Genomic DNA, 17454 nt, shown 5'->3' on the forward strand with positions numbered 1-17454 from the left:
TAGTTGATCATTGACTGACCCAGTCGCCGCTGTTCCACACCGATTCCGGCGCATCCATGGGCTCTGGCATTTCTGTTTCCGTCGCAAAGCGGGCCTGTACCCGGTCCGGCGCGGTAAAGCGCAGCAACAACACCGCGGCATTTCCCGGACGTGGCACCGTCAATTCGGCGCTGTGCGGATACTGCTTCTCGCCGCCGTTGATGGCCCCCCACACGACCTGCACAGGTTTGCGGCGGCTGTCCGGGCCATAAAAGCAGGCGCCCGAAAGAGGCCCGCCAGGAGCTCCCGACGCTCTCGCGACCCGATCTCCCGGGAACGCGCCGGACGAGTCCTCCAGGCGATAGCCGATATCGACCTCCGTGTCGTTGCGGGCTTCGCAGATCAGCAATGGCGGCAAGAGTGCGACGTAGGCCCAGCGATAGAATGGCGGACCTGCGATGGCGCCAATGGCAACCAGGGCCAGTATCAGCACCGTCCAGGGCCACAGACGTTTGGACTTCATGCAACTCTCCTATGTGCAAACTCTGTTGGCAGCGGCTCAATGGCATAGCCTGCCGGAGCTTCAAACTCCGTCGCGCCATTCTGCATCGCCAACTCCGCCCTGACGGCGGCGCGCTCCTCGGAGGCAAGGCGCTCCAACGCACTATCCAGTGCTTCTCCATTCCGTAAACGCGCCTGGACCACCGAGCTTCGGTGCGCCATCGGATGCAGATCCAGCGCATCCAGCGCGTAGCAGAACTGGCGCTCGAAGGTCGTCAGCCCATGCGCCGCCGCCACCCGCGAAAGATGGCAAGCCAAGGCGTACGGCGTGGGGCGCGTCCAGGGGGCCAGCATGGCCGGCACCCGCTGCATCAGCGCGTCGAGCAGAGGGCCGGGTTCGCACAAGCGCATCAGGGCTTCCGTCTGCGGCTGCGTCAGGATCCAGGGTGGAGCGCCTGGCTTCTCTACTGGCCCGTCCGACACCGGCATCAGGGAGCAGACCCGATTCCACGGGTCAACCCAGGACCAGCTTTCGCCCGGGTCCAACATGCCGCGCAGCACGTCTACTCCCATCAGCGTCAGCATGGGCTCCGCATGGCGGGGATCGTAGTAGCGCAGCAGGAAGTCCAGGCCATCGTCGGTCCGCGCATCCAGCCAAACCGCCAGATGCCGGGCCATCTCTTCCAGAGGCCGTTCGGTCCATATCCACGATACGGCATGATGCGCCTGTCCAACCCGCCACAGCCACTCCGCCTGCGGGAGATCGGGCTGCGCCAGCATCGGGCCGATCGACGCCGCCACGGCCTCGTGCCGCCGCGCGTAGAGCGAGGCATCGCCAGGCTCCCTGAAATGCCGCAACAATTCGGCGGGCGCGGGATCCCGGCAGCCATCCAGCATGCCGGGCTCGACCAGGGCAAAAAGATTGAGGTCCGATACCTGGACGCGAGCGCTGGCCTGGACCCTGGCGTGCAGGCCGTCGAGATCGGAATGCAGGACCAGCGGACGAACCTGATTGCTCATGTGCGAAACACCGCTGGCAATGCCTGCTTCATGGCGTTCTTCAGGCATTCGACGCAAACCTGCCCCGGCATGGAGGGAAACTGATAGGGCATCTGGTCCGGTCCGGCAAACTGCTTGTTCCCCGTCTTCACATCGATCCGCCCAGGCGCGGTGACCGTGATGTTGCCGCCTTCCAGCACGATGCTGGCGCCGGCCGCGGTGGCGATGCGGATGCGTTTGGGCGCGGCATACTCCACATTGGTCTGCGCGCTGCCGATGGTGATGTCCTTCTGCGCCTGCACGCGCAGGATGTCGTGCTGGGCCTGGACGTGCACGTCGCCAGTGGCGGAGATCAGGTCCAGGCCGGAGTCCGCGCCGCCCTGCTGCAAGCCGGCGACGATGCCCAGACCCTGCCCGGTGTGCACGCGCAGCGCGCCCATCACGGCCAGGTTCTGGTCCTTGCCGGCCGACCAGTGCACGGTCTCGCCGGCGGTGTATTGCATGTGTTGCCCGGCGACCTGCGCCAGCCCCGCGCGCGCGGCCATGAACACGACGGGATCGGTCAGGTGCGGCACCTTGCCCTCGGCCGCCTGGGTGTGCTTGGCCGAAGCATCGCCGCGCGCGCCGTCCAGGCTTTCACCTGCTACGGTGCCGGACACGGCGCGATGCATGGCGGCCAAGGGCGCCTTGCCGTCGTCCAGCACGCTCGCCTCTGCTCCCTTGGAGCCCAGCGCGCTCGCCAGACGCAGACCCTGGTGCGCGCCGACCACGCCATCCAGCGAACGCGCCATCTGGTCGGCCTGGCTGGCCAGCGCCTGCAAGCCCGCGGCCTCGCCTGCGGGGCCGGCGCTGGCGCCGGTGCCGGCGTAGGTGCTGAGCAGCACGCCCGCGCCGCCGCGCACGGCGCCGTAGGCGTCGGTGCGCAGCTCGGCGCCCAGGCCGCGCAGTCCGCCGCGGTAGTTGCCGGCCTGATGGATCAGGTGACCCAGGTTCAGTTCGCTGGCGTCCTGGCTGCTCTTGATCTGCAAGCGCAGTTGTCCGTCGCTGTCGTCGAACACGATCTGGTTGTAGCCCGAGCCGCCGAACTCCTTGCTCTTGAAGCCGCTCAGCGCGGCGGCGTTGCGGTGATTCTCGTCGCCGCCCGCGGCGCCATGCCAGGCGGGCGCGTTGCCTGCCGCCAGGTTGGCCTGGGCGCTGGGCGCGGCATCGCGCGCGGCGGCGTAGACCTGGGTGTCGGCTTTGCCGCCGTCACGTCCGCCCGGCGTGGCGGGCGTACCGCCCTCGCCGCGGCCGTTGTACAGCGCGCCCACGACGATGGGCTGGTCCACGTCGTCGTCCAGGAAGCGCACCAGCACCTCCTGGCCAATGCGCGGCACGAAGCTCATGCCCATGCCTGCGCCCGATTGGCGCTGCGCTACGCGGGCCCAGCGGCTCTTGGCCACGCCCTCGGCATCGTCTGCCTGCCAATGGAACCGGATGCGCACGTCGCCGCGCTTGTTGCGCAGGATCTCGTCCTCGCCCTGCGCCTGCACCGCGCCATCGGCACCCGTGGCGATGGCCGTGTGCACGCCATGGACCGAAGGCGCGCCGCTCAGGCGCGCACCGCGCGTCTGCGGCAGCGCCGGCCGCCACGGACGGTCGCAACGCACTGCCTGGAAGCGGTTGGCGTAGCCGACCTCGCGCGCTTTCGCCAACACGGCGGCGCCGGGCCGCGACGGATCGGTATTCGGACGCGCCGCGCCTGGCGCATCGGGAGCCTCGGTATCCAAGGCCAGATGCGCGTCCAGCCCGCCCAAGCGCTGCGACAGAGAGGCGCGGGTTTCAGGCGGCAGATTGTTGATGCCTACATGCTCGACCCGGTCCAGCGCGAAGGCGGGCTCGAAGCCCTCTTCGCCTGCGGGTCCCAGTGGAGACATGTTCTGCAGTGTGAAGCGCGTGCCGGAACGGAAAGTGCGCACGCCGCCCTGGCCGACAAAGGTCTCCGCGCCGGCCTGCACCGCTTCCATCGCCAGCGTAGCCTGGCGCCGTGCCTCGGCCTCATCGGCAAAGCTGCCGTGGCCCGCCACTTCGTACCATTCCAGGCCGGTGTCGTCAGTGCCGTCGGACGGACGCGCCAGCGCCTCGGCCGCCACCGCGCGTTTGCCGCCGCCATGCCAGCCCAAGACGGTAACGCGGTCCGGACCGCGCCGCCACTGGCGCGACATGGCCTGCACGGTGTCACGCGACTCGGTCGCGCCGGCGCGGTGAAAGCGCACGCCGCCGCCTGCGGACTCGGCGTCTTCGGCCAGGCCGCGGCTGTCGGCGAAGATCAGCGCAACGTGCCGCGCAGGGACCTCCGGGTCTTCGACCACTGTCCAGCCCAGGCCCGCTTCGGCCAGCAGGCGGCTGATGAAGTCATAGTCGGTCTCGCGGTATTGCGTGGTGTAGGGGCGCGGCGCCGCGCCAGCCTGCGCGTCGGCCGCGTCGGGAGCCACGCGATGCACATAGCCTTCGTAGCCGCCCAGCACATGGCCGACGATGTCCAGCACCGAACGCGCTTCGAATACACGGCTGTTGCGCTGCTGCGTGGCCAGCCACAGCCAGGGCGCGACCGTCAGGCGGTAGCGCGCCAGGCCCGCGTCGCCCGACAGCAGCTCGGCTTCGCGGACCAGGCCGCTGCGGCCCGCGCGGCTGCCGTCGGCGCGCGTGGTCCACAAGGTCACGGGGCGTCCGATCATGTCGCGCAGGTCCAGGCCGGCGCTGTCGGACAGCGCGACCACGCGCGTCTGCGCGATACCCGACAAGGCTTCGCGCGCGATCCATCCCTCGACCTGCAGCGAGGCGAGCGCGCCCTCGCCTTCCAGGCTGTAGAGGCGGGCGTCGGAACTGAACAGGCCGGGCGTAGCAGTCGGATCCATTGCGGGAAAAAACCTTCTCTGAAGACTCAGGGTTCGACCTGGGCTTGCGGGTTGGGGCATTCGGGCGCGGTACCCCAATAGCCCGAGCACACCCGCAAGCGGCATTGCTCGCTTTCCAGGAAGCCCAGCTTGCGGCATTGCTCCAGGCGCGCCGCCAGGGGCGAGCCCGGCAGTTCGCGGACGAAGACGCCGTCGTTCTTGTAGACCTTGGTGCCGGGCGGCGAAGCCGGCGGCAGGCCATAGGACATAAGCGCGGCCAGCAATGCGGCGTCGGAATCGTTGCGCGGCGTCTTGGCGCGCTGCGGCGCGGCCTGGGGCGACGCTTTGGGCGAGGCTTGCGAGGTGTTCGCGCGAGGTACTGTGGGCCCGGCTGCCTTGGGCGCGGCGGCCTGCGCCTGCAACGCAGCGCGAGGCTGCGGCGGCGTAGCGGTGACGGCCAGCGCAGACAAGGGGTTCTCGGGCGCGCGGTCCTCATCGGCATTGGGAAGTCCCAATTGCGCCAGGGGGTGGTCTTCGATGATGGCAGCGGAAGAAGGCGGCGTATCGGGATCGGCAGCGGCCACGCGCGCACCCGCTGTCGGAGCGGCTGGCGCGGCGACGGGCTGCGCTGGCGGCGCGGCCCGGGGAGTCGATTCAGCAACCACGGGCAGCGGCGGCGTATCGAACACGCTATAGAACACCGCCCCCGCGGCGCCCGTCAGCAACAGCAGCAGCAAGGCCAGCGGCAAGCGGGAACGGCGCTTGGGCGCCAGGTGTTTGACCTCGGCGTCCGGCACTCGGCCCTCGAGCGCGGCGAGGATGCGCGATGCCGCGCGTTCATCCGGTGACGGTGCGCGTCCTGCGAGCAAGCTGGGAACAGAGGTCGGTGATCGCGATCTTTTTTCGTCTTCTGCCATGCGAAGTCCCGTGTCTGCAGAGGTCGTCTAAACCCCTGTAACCAAGGGGTTCGAGAATACCTGATGACTTCTTTCGCATCACCGTTTCTTGTTACGAGTTCTAAGCCACAGACGCGTTTTGCAACGTCCAAGCGCTTGCCTGAATCCCGAATAGAACAAAAGATTACGCCTTCGTAACTGAGGGACCTCCTTGCTTCTCCTGCTGCCTCTCTACTTTCTGCTCGCCATCGGCGTTTCCGCGTTGCTTGTATTCCCGTCCTTGCGGGAGGCCACGGCACGGGGAGCGCGCGCGCTTGCGCAGGGGATACGCCAGGGCATGGCGCGCGGCGCGGGGCATGCCGGAGGGGCGGTCGGCGACTCCGCGCAGGCGCTGCGCACGGGCTTTGGAAAGGCCGGCGGCGCGTTTTCGGCGTACCGCTGGCACATCGCCGCGGGCCTGCTGGTTGTGTTGCTTCCGTCACTTTTTGCTTTCGTCATGCGACACAATCACACATTTGTTTACGAGGATCGGACAGCGGGTCCGGACCCTCGCATCCAGGCTTTGCTGACCGGCGAAAGACTGGTCCCGCCGCCTCCGCTGCCGCCCGAAGCCTTCACCACGCGCGAAGTGGAATTGGTACGCCCCAACCTGGGCGGCGCCAGCCGCGACTGGAACCTGCTGGACGCCGATTACCGCCAGCGCCTGCTGGCCGCGTACCGCGTGATGCGCGAAGAACACGGCTATGAGATGGTGCTGATCGAAGGCTATCGCAGCCCGGACCGCCAGGCTGAGCTTGCCAAGATGGGCTCGCACGTGACCAATGCCGGCGCCTACCAGAGCTATCACCAGTTTGGCCTGGCTGCGGACAGCGCCTTCCTGCGCGACGGCAAGGTGGTCGTATCGGAGAAGGATCCCTGGGCCATGCGCGGCTACGAACTGTTCGGCGAAACCGCCGAGCGCGTCGGCCTGACCTGGGGCGGCCGCTGGAAGATGATGGACTTCGGCCACACCGAGCTGCGCCGTCCCGGCGTCATGCGGCGCAATGGCGGAGCCGCGCAATGATCAACTCCGCAAACGTCGGATCGCATCGATGACCCGCATACTCAAAACCGGGCTGCTGCTGGCCCTCGTCTTCGGCGTGGTCTGGCTCGCCGTCATCATCTGGTGGCAGGAGTCGCGCACGCTGCCCACGGGCGTGGACATCGGCCTCTATCTGTTCGCGCTGCCGCTGGCGCTGATCGCCGCCGCCTGGAGCGGCGCGCGCATCGTGCGTGCGCGCCGCGAAGCGCGCGCCGCGCCGGCGCAACCCGTGCAAGACGACGCCGTTGAGACCGCCGAGGCCGCACCCCAGGCCGCGCGCCTGCGCGTGCTGGGCAGCGCGGCCAGCGCCGCAGTCGGCAGCGAGCCCGCCGCGATCCACGCGGCGCTGGCCGCGCAGCAGCGCCCGGATCTGGATCCCTCCTTCAAGAACACGCAAGGCTTTCCGATCTTCAGCGCGCGGGCGCCGCAGCTCGATACCGATGCGCTGCGCGCCGCAGCGCGCGAGGCGCATGCTCCGGCCGCCGCGCTCGAAGAAGAACGCGTACGCGCAAGCTCCCTGCTGGCAGAGGTGGTGGAAGCGCTGTCGCTGGAGGCACGGGCCATCGTACTGAAGCAAGGCGAACCGCAACGCGACGAAGCCTGGCCGCTGCTGCAGCTGGAACTGCTGCTGCCAGCCGAATGGCCTGACGCCGTGCGCGACCACGCAGCCGACCAGGCGAGCGCGGCCGCGGCGTGGCCAGCCAGCCGCATCGCGCAGCGCCTGCACGCCGCGCCAAACGCGCTCGCCTGCGACGGCCTGCTGCGTCAACTGGCGCAGGAACCCCTGACCGCGCGCAGCGCCACGCTGCGCCTGGTCGCCGTCGCCGACTCTTACATCGATGCCGCGCGCATCGAGCAATGGGACGCCGCCGGCCGCCTCATGTCGAACGCCAATCCTCAAGGCCAGGTGCCAGGCGAAGCCGCGGCGGGCCTGTTGCTGGACCTGGCCGCCCATGCGCCTGGCGGCGAGTCCGCACGCGCCGATTCCGCGCTGACCCTGATCCTGTCTGCACAAACACAGCGCGCGATCGACGCCGACGCGCGCGGCGCGTTGCATGAACCCCGAGTGACCGAGTTGGCCACGCAGTTCCTGGCCGAACAAGGCCAGCCCGCCGATGGCGTGGCCGCGCTGATCAGCGACGCCGACCATCGCGGCAGCCGCCCGCTGGAAAGCGCCGGCCTGGCTGCCGCGCTGTTCCCGGCGCTGGACCCGAACCTGGACTGCCTTGCGGTAGGTTCCGGCTGCGGCCACACCGGCGCGGCCGCGCATCTGCTGACCGTGGCCGTCGCGGGCGTCGCCTGCGCCCAGGCCGGCGCGCCCGTGCTCGCCCTCATGACCCAGGACCCGGCGCTGCGGACGCTGGCGCTGGTGTCGCCTTCCGAAACCCTTCCCGCCTGACCCACAAGAACATAGCTCAAACCATGCGCAGCCCCTCCGATCTCCTATCCGGCGCCTCCCGCGCCATCAGCGAAGGCCGACATTGGTCCTCGCGCGCGCTGGCCAATCCGCGCACCTTCATGGCGCTCGGACTGGTGGCCCTGGTGGTATTCCTGTTCCTGTTCGCCGACACGGTGGAGATCGGCCTGGTCTGGGCGGGCATCGCGCTGGGCGTATGCGTGCTGCTGTGGCTGTGCGCCTATCTGTGGCGCCGGCGGCGCGCACGCAGCGCCAACAGGAACCTGGGCGACATGCTGGAGCAGCAGGTGCAGACCGGCGCCGCCGCCGACCGCAACGACGTGGAAGCGCTGCGCACGCGGCTCACCCAGGCGGTGCGCACCATCAAGACCTCGAAGATCGGCCAGACCTCGGGCAACGAGGCCCTGTACGAGCTGCCCTGGTACATCGTCATCGGCAACCCCGCGGCCGGCAAGAGCAGCGCCGTGATCAATTCCGGCCTGCAGTTTCCCTTTGCGGACAAGAACGGCGCGGCGGTGCGCGGCGTGGGCGGCACGCGCAACTGCGACTGGTTCTTCACCACCGAAGGCATCCTGCTGGACACCGCCGGACGCTATTCGGTGCATGAAGAGGATCGCAACGAATGGATGGGTTTCCTGGACCTGCTCAAGCGGCATCGTCCCAAGGCGCCCATCAACGGCATCATCGTGGCCGCCAGCATCGACGAGCTGACGGGCGCGGGTCCGGAATTCGCGATCAACCTGGCCAAGAACCTGCGCCAGCGCGTGCAGGAGCTGACCGACCGCCTGGAGGTGTTCGCGCCGGTCTACATCATCTTCACCAAGGCCGACCTGATCTCGGGCTTCAGCGAGTTCTTCTCCGACAGCGACCAGAGCGAGCGCGACCGCGTCTGGGGCGCGACCCTGCCCTACGGCGCCGAGGAAAACCGCGACGTGCTGGCGCTGTTCGACAGCCGCTTCGACGAACTGTATGAAGGCCTGAAGGAAATGGGCACGGCGCAGATCTCGTTGCGCAACAGCCGCGACCTGCCGCCCGGCCTGCTGACCTTCCCGCTGGAATTCGCCGGCATCAAGCCGGCGCTGCGCACGTTCCTGTCCACGCTGTTCGAGACCAATCCGTTCCAGTACAAGCCGGTGTTCCGCGGCTTCTACTTCACCAGCGCGCTGCAGGAGGGCGTGACGCAAAGCACTTCCACCGAACGGCTGGCCGAACGCTTCGAGCTGCGTCCCGCCGCGCGCGCGCAGTCGCGCAGCGTCACCTCCAACAACGGCTTCTTCCTGCGCGACCTGTTCTCCAGCGTGATCTTCGCGGACAAGAAACTGGTGCGCCAGCACGCCAGCCCCGCCAAGACGCGCATGCGCTACCTGGCCTTCTTCGGCCTGGTGCTGGCGCTGGGCCTGGTGCTGGGCGGCTGGAGCTGGTCCTATCTGGGCAACCGCCAACTGGCGCAGAACGTGCAGGCCGACCTGGACAAGGTGGTGCGCCTGCAAAGCGAGCGCACCGACCTGCAAAGCAGACTGGAAGCGATGGAGATCCTGCAGGACCGCATCGAGCAGCTGGACCGTTATTCCTCCAGCCGCCCGTGGTCGCTGGGGTTGGGCCTGTACCAGGGCGACGTGCTGAAGGAGCGGCTGCTGGCCGAGTACTACAACGGCGCGCGCCAGTTCATGCTGACGCCGGTGAAGGCCAGCCTGGAAGACTTCCTGGCCAAGGTCGACACCTCCGCCGCCGCAGCCAGCGGCAGCGCGCCGCAACCGGCGCCGCAGCAAGCCCGCGCCGCGCACGCGGCCAATGGCGACACCCTGTTCCAGGACGCCTCGCCCACCAACGCCGACGACGCCTACAACGCGCTCAAGACCTACCTGATGATGGCCAACCATCAGCACGTGGACCCCACGCACCTGTCCGACCAGATCACGCGCTTCTGGCGCGGCTGGCTGGAAACCAACCGCGGCGCGATGCCGCGCGACCAGTTGATCCGCAGCGCCGAGCGGCTGATCTCGTTCTATGTCGGCCGCGCGCAGGACGAAGGCTGGCCGCAGATCGACACCAATCTGGCGCTGGTCGAAAAGACCCGCGGCAGCCTGCGCGCCGTAATGCAGGGCATGCCGGCGCGCGAACGCGCCTATGCCACGCTCAAGGCCCGCGCCGCGACGCGCTTCCAGGCCATGACGGTGGCGCGCATCGTGGGCGAGAACGACGCGGGCGTGGTCGCGGGCAGCTATGCCATTCCGGGCACGTTCACGCGCGAAGCCTGGGAGCAGTACATCCAGCCCGCCATCGGCGAGGCCGCCAAGAAGGAAGTGCAGACCAGCGACTGGGTGCTGGGCGTGAACGCGCGCGACGACCTGACGCTGGAAGGCAGCCCGGAGCAGATCCAGAAAAGCCTGGCGACGATGTACAAGACCGAGTACGCCGAGGAGTGGCAGAAGTTCCTGCGCGGCGTGACGATCAAGCCCTTCACCAGCTTCGAGCAATCGGTGGGCGCAATGAACCGCCTGGGCGATCCGCAGACCTCGCCCATCGCCAAGCTCATCAACACCACCTATGAGCAGACCTCCTGGGACAATCCCTCGCTGATCAACGCCGGGCTGCAGCAGGCCCAGAGCGGCGTGGTCGGCTGGTTCAAGCGCGTCATCCTGCGCCAGACGCCGCCATCCGCCGCGCCCGCCACCGCCGCCAACGGCGAAGCGATTCCGATGGGGCCGGTGGGACGCGAATTCTCCGATGTGGCGCGCCTGGTGGTCACGCGCGACAACCAGTCGCTGCTGGGCAACTACATGGGCGCGCTGTCGAAGATACGCACCCGCTTCAACCTGCTGAACAACCAGGGCGACCCCGGCCCCGGCGCGCTGACGCTGATGCGCCAGACGCTGGAAGGCAAGGACTCGGAACTGGCCGACGCGCTGAAGCTGGTGGACGAGCAGATGCTGGCGGGCATGTCGGCGACGCAGCGCGAGACCCTGCGCCCGCTGCTGGTGCGCCCGCTGATCCAGGCCTACGCCGTGACCATGCAGCCGGCGGAATCCGAGCTGAACAAGGTCTGGAACGCGCAGGTCTACCGCCCGTTCAACCAGACCCTGGCGGAGAAGTACCCCTTCGCCAGCCGCGCCAGCGTCGAAGCCAGCAGCGATGAGATCGGCCAGGTATTCGGCCCCCAGGGCAGCATCGCCAAGTACGTCAACGACACGCTGGGCCCGCTGACCGTGCGTCGCGGCGACATCCTCACGGCGCGCACCTGGGGCGACATGGGCGTAAGCCTGCAACCCACCTTTACGGCCAACTTCGCGCAGTGGGTGGCGCCGCTCTCGGGTGGCGCGGCCGGCAGCGGCGCGGCCAGCCAGCCGCAGACGCTGTTCCAGATCCAGCCCAAGCCCGCGGCCGGCGTGACCGAGTACACCATCGAGATCGACGGCCAGCAGCTGCGCTACCGCAATACCCCGCCGCAGTGGGTCAATTTCGTGTGGCCCAACGCCCAGGGCGCCCCCGGCGCACGCATCACCGCCACCACCTTCGACGGCAGCGTGGTCGAGATCGTCAACGAACCGGGCCGCTTCGGCCTGGAACGCCTGATCTCCACGGCCCAGCGCACCGCCAACGCCGACGGCAGCTTCAATATGAGCTGGGGCAAATCCAACGTGACGGTGCCGGTGAAGCTGCGCATCATCAGCAACGCCCAGGCGCCCGGCGCCGGCGGCAGCGAGCCCGGCGGCAGCCAGGGCCTGCGCAACCTGCGCCTGCCCTCGTCCGTGATCGGCGCCTCTTCCGAATCCTCCGCCCAGACGCAACCCGGAGCGCCGCAATGAGCAACCCGCAGTCCCCCTTGTTCCGCACGGCCTACTTCGGCAAGATTCCCAGCCGCGGCGACTTCGTGAAGAACACCTCGCATCCGCAGTTGATGGCCACGCTGGATGCCTGGGTCGCCAGCACCATGGAGATGCTGGCGCAGGAGCCGCACTGGAAGGCGCTGTACGACGAGGCCGAGCCCATGCCGTTCGCCATCCTGGGGTCGCGCGGCAAGCTGGCCATCGCGGGGCATCTGCAGCCCAGCCAGGACCTGTCGGGCCGCCGCTACCCCTTCCTCTCGGCCACCTCGGTGGAAGTGCAGAAGCCGCTGGCCTTCATTGCCCGCAGCCCCATCGCCTTCAGCCGCATGTGGAACCGCATGAGCGGCGCCGCCGCCCTGCTGATGCAGGACGGCGATCCCGCCTCGGCGCTGCAGACGCTCAACGAACTGGAAGGCGAAATCCGCACGGCCGCCGACGACGGCTTCGATGCCTTCGTCGACCTGCAAACCGTGGAACGGCTGGAGGCGATGCTGCGCGGCAACGGCCACGCCGCGCGCGTGCACGACATCATCCTGGCGCTGGGCATCCTGCTGGAGCCGGTGATGTCCAGCGGCTCTTCGCAGCTGGACAAGGGACTGTCGCTGCCGCTGCCGGACGATCCGCTCTACATCAACCTGGTGGCCGCCTACTGGATGACGCTGATCTCGCCCTTCCTGTCGCGCGCGGACTTCGAGATCACCCTCTTCATCGGCCGCATTGCCGGCAAGCACCGGCTGGCCGTGGATTTCCGCGGCGCCTCGCCCCAGACGCTGGCCAGTCTGCTGTCCACGCCCCAGGCGTATGCCGAACAGCACATCGTGCTGGAGGACGCGCCCTGGGTCCGCAACCACGTGTCCGCCAGCCATGGCCTGGCCAAGCTGTCCAGCTACCTGGACCAGCCGCGCCTGTCCCTGCGCCTGGCGCTGGATACCTTTCTTGAAGTCTTTACCGGAGCCTGACCATGCGCCTTTCCTTCATGCTCATGGCGGCGCTGTATGCCTGCAGGGCCGCGGCCCAGGACGCGGCCACGGTAGTGCCCGCCAACGTCATCCCCCAGCCCGGCCAGGTCGTGGCCAGCGGCGCCGTGCCGGACGAAGCCGCCAAGGCCGACGTGCTGGCGCGGCTGCAGCAGGTGTACGGCGTGGGCAACGTGATCGACCAGATCGACGTGGGCGGCGTGGTCGCGCCGCCGAACTGGTCGGAACACGTCGGCAAACTGATCGGCCAGCCCTTGAAGCAGATCAACCGCGGCCAGCTGGAAATCGACGGCACCCAGATCCGGCTGCGCGGCGAAGTGCAGAACGAAGCCTCGCGCCAGCAAATCGCCAGCGCCTTCGCGACCTCGCTCAATCCCACCTACAAGATCGTCAACGGCCTGCGCGTATCCGCCAGCAAGGACGAACAGGGGCTGCTGGACCAGGTCCTGACCAACCGCGTGGTGGAATTCGAGACCGGCAGCGCCACGCTCACGCCGCGCGGCCGTGAACTGCTGGACAAGGTGGCGGACGTGGTGCCCAAGCTGCACAGCGACAAGGTGCAGATCATCGGCCACACCGACAGTTCCGGCAGCCGCAGCACCAACCTGGCGCTGAGCCAGGCGCGCGCCGATGCGGTCAGGACCTATCTGGTGGACAAGGGCCTGCCGCCAGCGCGCTTCGAGACGCTGGGCGCGGGGCCGGACCAGCCGGTCGCCACCAACGCCACCGCCGAAGGCCGCGCCAAGAACCGCCGCATCGAGTTCCGCGCCAGCCGCTAGGCGTCAGGGCGGCCCGCAAGGGCCGGCTCGCCAAGGGGACTTTTCGTTCAGCCGTTGTGGTCCGGCGGCTTGGGCACCCCCAGCAGCTCTTCCAGGCCGGACAGCGCATCGCCGTTCTTGAGAACGGTGCGCAGCCACAGGTGCAGCGACATCTCGCCCCAGCTGGCGGCCTTGTCGGCCAGATAGGCCACGGGGCTGTGAGGCTCGGTTCGGCGGAAGAACTCCGCCACTTCGCGCAGCTGAGCCAGCGCCTGATCGCGCGTTTGCAGCGGGCCGCGCGCGGCTGCGGGCGCGGCGGAATCAGGGGCGTCGGCGGACAAGGTCGGCTCCATCCGGGTGGCTGCGGGTGCAGCGGGGGCAGCGGCCGGCGCCGCGGCATCCGCGCGCACCAGCAGCCCGGCGTCGCGAGCGAAGCGACGGGTCAGCTCGGTGACGTCGCGCAACGCGTCGCGCACCGGCGAGAAGGCAGGGCCCTCGTCGCCCAGGCGCTGCGCCAACGTCTGTTCCAGCGTATCCAACGCCGCGAAGCAGCTTTGCAGATTGCCTTCCAGCTCGGAGTAGAAGGCTGGCGGCGTGTCGCGGCGCGCGGCGTCGAACTGGTCCAGCGTAAGCTTGCCGCGCGTGATATCGGCCGCGTTCTGCGGCGCGCGCTTGACCGCGTTGGCCAATTGCGAGGCGCTGTCCCACAGGGCCGCGCCATAGCGCCCGCCCTCGGACTGCGTCAGCGGCAGCTCGCGGATCAGCTGTTGCGAGCGTGCCAGCAGCCAGGCCAGATTGCCCACGCGCTGCTGCACGTCGCCTTCGTCCGGCACGGGATGCAGGCCGTCCCAGTAATGGCGGCACAGGCCGTCCACCAACAGATAGCCGTCGCGCAGTCCAACGAAGCCGCGCGTCTTGGCCCAGGCTTCGGCCAGCCAGGCCGCCACGCGCACATCCTTGCTCTGTTCTCGCAGCACGGTGGTGCAGATGCGGATGACTTCCGGCCAGTCGGCCTCCTTGATGTCGATGACCCAGTCGCCCTGGTCCAGGTTCGGATCATCGTGGCGGCGCGCTTCGCGGATGGCGTCGAATTCGGCGGAAAACACCATGTCGACGCCGCAGGGCGCCTCGCCCGCAATGGGCTGCAGCAATGTGTCGATATCGCTCATATATATCTGTCGGATGGCAGGATCGCGGCCGCCGGGCCAGCGGCGGGCGGCGATAAGAGGACCGATCCTCCCATATCTGTAACGACGTTGCGTTTGAAGATGACACGTCCTATTACAAAACGCATCACGGACCCTGGATATCATGCGGGTTCCCCAGGACAAGGATGCGCGATGAACAAGTCATTCCACATGATGCCCGACGGCCGCTTCATCAATGGCAAGCCGCGCCGCTGCCCCGACGGCACCTACGTCGGCGACGGCGGGCCCATCACGCGCGCGCCGGACGGCACTTACGTTGCCGGCAAGCCGCAGCGCGCGCCTGACGGCCGCTACCTGGGCGGCGACGGCCCGGTCCGCATGGCGCCCGACGGCACCTTCGTCACCGGCACGCCGCGGCAGGCCCCGGACGGCACCTATCTGTAAGCACACATAACCAAACTGACAGGGCAACAGGCAGCCATGGCGCAGCTATCGGTGATACGCAAGGGCGACCGCACCTCGCATGGCGGAGTGGTCGTCACGGGCGACGAAACAGTCATGATCTTCGGCCAGCCCATGGCCCGGCTGGGCGATCGCGTCACCTGCCCCAAGTGCAGCGGCACGCATACCATCGTCGAAGGCGCGGCTGCCGTCAGTTCGGACCGCCGCACCGCGCTGGAAGGCATGAAGACATCCTGCGGCGCGACGCTGATCGCAAGCCAGCAGTTCTACCGGCTGGAGCAGGGCTAGGCCGCGGACCGCGCAAGCACGCGCCGCAATCCCAGGCGCAACCCCAGCACGGCGAACGCAATCGGCAGCACCATGCGCCACTGCGCCACGAACAGTTCCATCGTGGCCTCGCCCGGCGCCCAGGTGTTGCCGAACACCTGAGGCTCGGGCGGCGCCAGATACAGCGCGACCAACGCGGCGGCCAGCGTCGCCGCGGTCCGCCATGCGGCCGAGCGGCGCACCCGCGCCGCGCGCTCGGCCAGCGCCAGCGTCAGCAGGCCCGCCAGCCCCGCCAAGGCGGCATCGACATAGAACTCGAATGGCCCGTACAGGTACGGCGCGTCGGGAATCATCCAGCCGTAGGCATCGGTCTTCAGCACCGAAGTCAGGCAAGCGCCGAACAGCGCCGCCGCGGCGGACAGCAGCAGGAAATCACAGAACCGCAGGAAGACTCTCGGCATCATGGAACAGGAATGCGCCGCATGCGGCGGCGGGGTGCGGGCGCAAGAATGCCACAGGACCGCGTCCGCCGCATCCGATCCTTCGCTGCCGCCGTGTTTGCGCGCGAACCAGCGGCACAACGCGTTCTCTGAGAGAATGCCGCCTGTCTCTCAGGCTCTCTCGCTCAGACCTCAAGCAGCACCCATGACGCTTCCGCAATCCAGGCTGTACCCGTTGCTGTTGTCCGGCGCGCTCGCGCTTGCCCAGGCGGCTCTGCCGGCCTATGCCGCCGCCGGCTCGTCCTCCCGGAAACCCGCCACCCGCAGCACGCCCGCGGCCCCGCCCCAGGGCATGCCGCAGTATGGCAAGGGGGAACATGGCCGCTACCTGATCCTGAGGCTGGACAACAGCCGCGGCGGCGCCATTGCTCCCAATACGCCATACCGCCTGTTCCTGACAGATAAAGACCAGTCCATCGAGGGTACGCCCGACCACGACGGCATCGTGCACGGCGTCACCGACGCGCTGGGCCGCAGCGCCTGGATCTGGACCCGCGAGGCGCATTCCGCCGATGACTTCACCCTGATCCGGCGCATAGGCAGCGGCGCCTGGGGCAGTGTGTTCCAGCTGCAGCGCGGCGGCGATAAGGAGCCGCTGGGAGGTTGGCCTTACGTCACGACCATGCATGTGCGCTGGGGCGAGCAATGGGTGGACCTTGGGTACACCACCGCCCAGGGCAATACCGCCTATTTCACCCACGACCAGCCCGCTGCCACGCTGTCGATATCCACCGAAGCGAGCGCGGCGGAAAACCGCCAGTGCTTCGACGAGCTGGACGCCATCAACCGCAAGTTCAGCCAGGACGATGCCGAGGGCGCATTGCAGCTGGTGGATGCCACCGCCTGCGGCGCAGAGCCGCAGCAACAGCTGGACATGGCCAACCTGCTGCTGATGGCCGGCCGCGCCGACCTGGCGCGCCTATGGCTGGAACGCGCCCGCTCAGGATCCGCGCCCGTGGATCGCGATGTGCTGCGCGCACGGTTCAAGCTGGAACGCCTGCTGGGCATGCCCGCCCTGGCGCTGGAGGACGCGCTGGAATTGCAGCGCCGCCAGGCCGAGACGCCGCTGCGCGACGAACCCGACTGGGCCAACAGCATCGCCTATTACCTGGCGGATTTTCCCGATCACCTGGCGCAAGCCGAAACCCAAGCGCGCCAATCGATAGCCACCGCCGGCCCGCTCCCCTACAACTTGGGAACCCTGGGCTGGATCCTGGCCCTGAAGGGCGACATCGACGGCGGGCTGGACCTGCTGAAGCAGTCCTACCGCGAGATTCCGCGCGACGAGGAAATCGTGGCCGACTACGGCCTGGCGCTGTGGCGCCACGGCCAGCAAGGCTTGGCCACCCGGCTCTGGAACCAGGCCGAGGCGCAATGCGTGTGGGGCGGGCGCATGCACGACGCGCTGCGCGAAGCCCGCCATCCGCACCCCTACTTCCAGGCGGCGAGCTCCCGCGAGGTGCAGGCCTATCAGCAGCGCTGCGCGGCGCCGCAGACCAAACGCAAGACCAGGTCCGCCACTGGCGCCGAGGCGTAAAATAACCAAGACAGACCAGCAGCGCCCCGCAACAGCGGTACGCGCAGGAGACCATCATGAAATCCGCCCTGACCCGCTTGCTTACTCTCATGGCCACGGCCCTGGTCCTGGCCGGTTGCGCGCAAGGCAATGGCGGCCCGCCCCATCCCGGCGCGGTCAATCCGTACAGCGAGGGCGGCTTCCACGACGCCGGCCCCAACTACCCCGACACCGGCCGCTGACAAGCGCC

15 protein-coding genes are annotated in these 17454 nt (G+C 68.6%); 9 read left to right on the top strand and 6 right to left on the bottom strand.

All coding sequences use genetic code 11. The features are described 5' to 3' along the window. Nucleotides 1-7: 7 nt before the first annotated feature. Genes ACZ5YA_RS17565 through ACZ5YA_RS17580 form a run of 4 tightly spaced genes read right to left on the bottom strand, consistent with a single transcriptional unit; the run spans nt 8 to nt 5152 of the window. On the bottom strand, nt 8-502 hold the full coding sequence (locus ACZ5YA_RS17565) for a hypothetical protein (RefSeq protein WP_464090971.1): 495 nt from the start codon (nt 500-502) through the stop codon (nt 8-10). Continuing rightward, entirely contained in the window at nt 499-1548 is a 1050-nt protein-coding gene (locus tag ACZ5YA_RS17570) for a DUF4123 domain-containing protein (protein WP_118935035.1), read from the bottom strand. The genes ACZ5YA_RS17565 and ACZ5YA_RS17570 overlap by 4 nt, the downstream gene beginning before the upstream one ends. Next, nucleotides 1497-4376 carry a type VI secretion system Vgr family protein gene (locus ACZ5YA_RS17575; RefSeq protein ID WP_464090972.1) on the bottom strand — a complete coding sequence of 960 codons (2880 nt, stop codon included), beginning with the start codon at nt 4374-4376 and terminating at the stop codon, nt 1497-1499. Before ACZ5YA_RS17575 ends, ACZ5YA_RS17570 begins: the two co-directional genes overlap by 52 nt. A 26-nt stretch (nt 4377-4402) precedes the next feature. Further along, nucleotides 4403-5152, bottom strand: coding sequence for a hypothetical protein (locus ACZ5YA_RS17580; protein ID WP_464090973.1), 750 nt, complete (start codon nt 5150-5152; stop codon nt 4403-4405). 310 nt (nt 5153-5462) lie between these two features. Between ACZ5YA_RS17580 and ACZ5YA_RS17585 the strand changes: the two genes are divergently transcribed. The 5 genes from ACZ5YA_RS17585 (at nt 5463) to ACZ5YA_RS17605 (ending at nt 13332) form a co-directional block, all read left to right on the top strand. Continuing rightward, the gene (locus ACZ5YA_RS17585; RefSeq protein ID WP_118935031.1) at nt 5463-6314 is read left to right on the top strand and encodes a M15 family metallopeptidase; all 852 of its coding nucleotides are present in this window, start codon (nt 5463-5465) and stop codon (nt 6312-6314) included. 28 nt (nt 6315-6342) lie between these two features. Next, entirely contained in the window at nt 6343-7731 is a 1389-nt protein-coding gene (locus ACZ5YA_RS17590) for a hypothetical protein (RefSeq protein ID WP_464090974.1), read from the top strand. Nucleotides 7732-7850: 119 nt separating this feature from the next. Next, nucleotides 7851-11555 (top strand): type VI secretion system membrane subunit TssM, encoded by a 3705-nt coding sequence (gene tssM, locus ACZ5YA_RS17595; protein ID WP_464092857.1) that lies wholly within the window; start codon nt 7851-7853, stop codon nt 11553-11555. Continuing rightward, on the top strand, nt 11552-12535 hold the full coding sequence (gene tagF / locus ACZ5YA_RS17600) for a type VI secretion system-associated protein TagF (RefSeq protein WP_059371248.1): 984 nt from the start codon (nt 11552-11554) through the stop codon (nt 12533-12535). Before tssM ends, tagF begins: the two co-directional genes overlap by 4 nt. A gap of 2 nt (nt 12536-12537) precedes the next feature. Beyond that, nucleotides 12538-13332 (top strand): OmpA family protein, encoded by a 795-nt coding sequence (locus tag ACZ5YA_RS17605; protein ID WP_464090975.1) that lies wholly within the window; start codon nt 12538-12540, stop codon nt 13330-13332. A gap of 47 nt (nt 13333-13379) precedes the next feature. Here the strand turns inward: ACZ5YA_RS17605 and tssA are convergent, their stop codons facing one another. Beyond that, a complete protein-coding gene (gene tssA, locus ACZ5YA_RS17610) occupies nt 13380-14480 on the bottom strand; it encodes a type VI secretion system protein TssA (RefSeq protein WP_464090976.1) in 1101 nt (366 codons plus the stop codon). 171 nt (nt 14481-14651) lie between these two features. Between tssA and ACZ5YA_RS17615 the strand changes: the two genes are divergently transcribed. Together ACZ5YA_RS17615 and ACZ5YA_RS17620 are read left to right on the top strand one after the other, a co-directional pair. Beyond that, entirely contained in the window at nt 14652-14903 is a 252-nt protein-coding gene (locus ACZ5YA_RS17615; RefSeq protein ID WP_059371245.1) for a hypothetical protein, read from the top strand. A gap of 36 nt (nt 14904-14939) precedes the next feature. Beyond that, on the top strand, nt 14940-15209 hold the full coding sequence (locus tag ACZ5YA_RS17620) for a PAAR domain-containing protein (protein WP_042795237.1): 270 nt from the start codon (nt 14940-14942) through the stop codon (nt 15207-15209). Here the strand turns inward: ACZ5YA_RS17620 and ACZ5YA_RS17625 are convergent. Continuing rightward, complete coding sequence (locus tag ACZ5YA_RS17625) at nt 15206-15652, bottom strand: hypothetical protein (protein WP_306635395.1); 447 nt, start codon at nt 15650-15652, stop codon at nt 15206-15208. The genes ACZ5YA_RS17620 and ACZ5YA_RS17625 overlap by 4 nt on opposite strands. Before the next feature lie 181 nt (nt 15653-15833). Between ACZ5YA_RS17625 and ACZ5YA_RS17630 the strand changes: the two genes are divergently transcribed. Together ACZ5YA_RS17630 and ACZ5YA_RS17635 are read left to right on the top strand one after the other, a co-directional pair. Next, on the top strand, nt 15834-17225 hold the full coding sequence (locus ACZ5YA_RS17630) for a tetratricopeptide repeat protein (RefSeq protein WP_419341204.1): 1392 nt from the start codon (nt 15834-15836) through the stop codon (nt 17223-17225). A gap of 56 nt (nt 17226-17281) precedes the next feature. Further along, nucleotides 17282-17446, top strand: a complete 165-nt coding sequence (locus ACZ5YA_RS17635; protein WP_165867768.1) for a hypothetical protein — start codon at nt 17282-17284, stop codon at nt 17444-17446. Nucleotides 17447-17454 lie beyond the last annotated feature (8 nt).

The sequence above is a fragment of the Achromobacter sp. JCM 18799 genome, assembly GCF_055395645.1.

Bases quoted from the DNA above. Each gene is read 5' to 3' on its own strand.
- ACZ5YA_RS17565 (WP_464090971.1), bottom strand. From the start codon at position 502: ATGAAGTCCAAACGTCTGTGGCCCTGGACGGTGCTGATACTGGCCCTG.
- ACZ5YA_RS17570 (WP_118935035.1), bottom strand. From the start codon at position 1,548: ATGCCTGAAGAACGCCATGAAGCAGGCATTGCCAGCGGTGTTTCGCAC.
- ACZ5YA_RS17575 (WP_464090972.1), bottom strand. From the start codon at position 4,376: ATGGATCCGACTGCTACGCCCGGCCTGTTCAGTTCCGACGCCCGCCTC.
- ACZ5YA_RS17590 (WP_464090974.1), top strand. From the start codon at position 6,343: ATGACCCGCATACTCAAAACCGGGCTGCTGCTGGCCCTCGTCTTCGGC.
- tssM (WP_464092857.1), top strand. From the start codon at position 7,851: ATGGCGCTCGGACTGGTGGCCCTGGTGGTATTCCTGTTCCTGTTCGCC.
- tagF (WP_059371248.1), top strand. From the start codon at position 11,552: ATGAGCAACCCGCAGTCCCCCTTGTTCCGCACGGCCTACTTCGGCAAG.
- ACZ5YA_RS17605 (WP_464090975.1), top strand. From the start codon at position 12,538: ATGCGCCTTTCCTTCATGCTCATGGCGGCGCTGTATGCCTGCAGGGCC.
- tssA (WP_464090976.1), bottom strand. From the start codon at position 14,480: ATGAGCGATATCGACACATTGCTGCAGCCCATTGCGGGCGAGGCGCCC.
- ACZ5YA_RS17615 (WP_059371245.1), top strand. From the start codon at position 14,652: ATGAACAAGTCATTCCACATGATGCCCGACGGCCGCTTCATCAATGGC.
- ACZ5YA_RS17620 (WP_042795237.1), top strand. From the start codon at position 14,940: ATGGCGCAGCTATCGGTGATACGCAAGGGCGACCGCACCTCGCATGGC.
- ACZ5YA_RS17625 (WP_306635395.1), bottom strand. From the start codon at position 15,652: ATGATGCCGAGAGTCTTCCTGCGGTTCTGTGATTTCCTGCTGCTGTCC.
- ACZ5YA_RS17630 (WP_419341204.1), top strand. From the start codon at position 15,834: ATGACGCTTCCGCAATCCAGGCTGTACCCGTTGCTGTTGTCCGGCGCG.
- ACZ5YA_RS17635 (WP_165867768.1), top strand. From the start codon at position 17,282: ATGAAATCCGCCCTGACCCGCTTGCTTACTCTCATGGCCACGGCCCTG.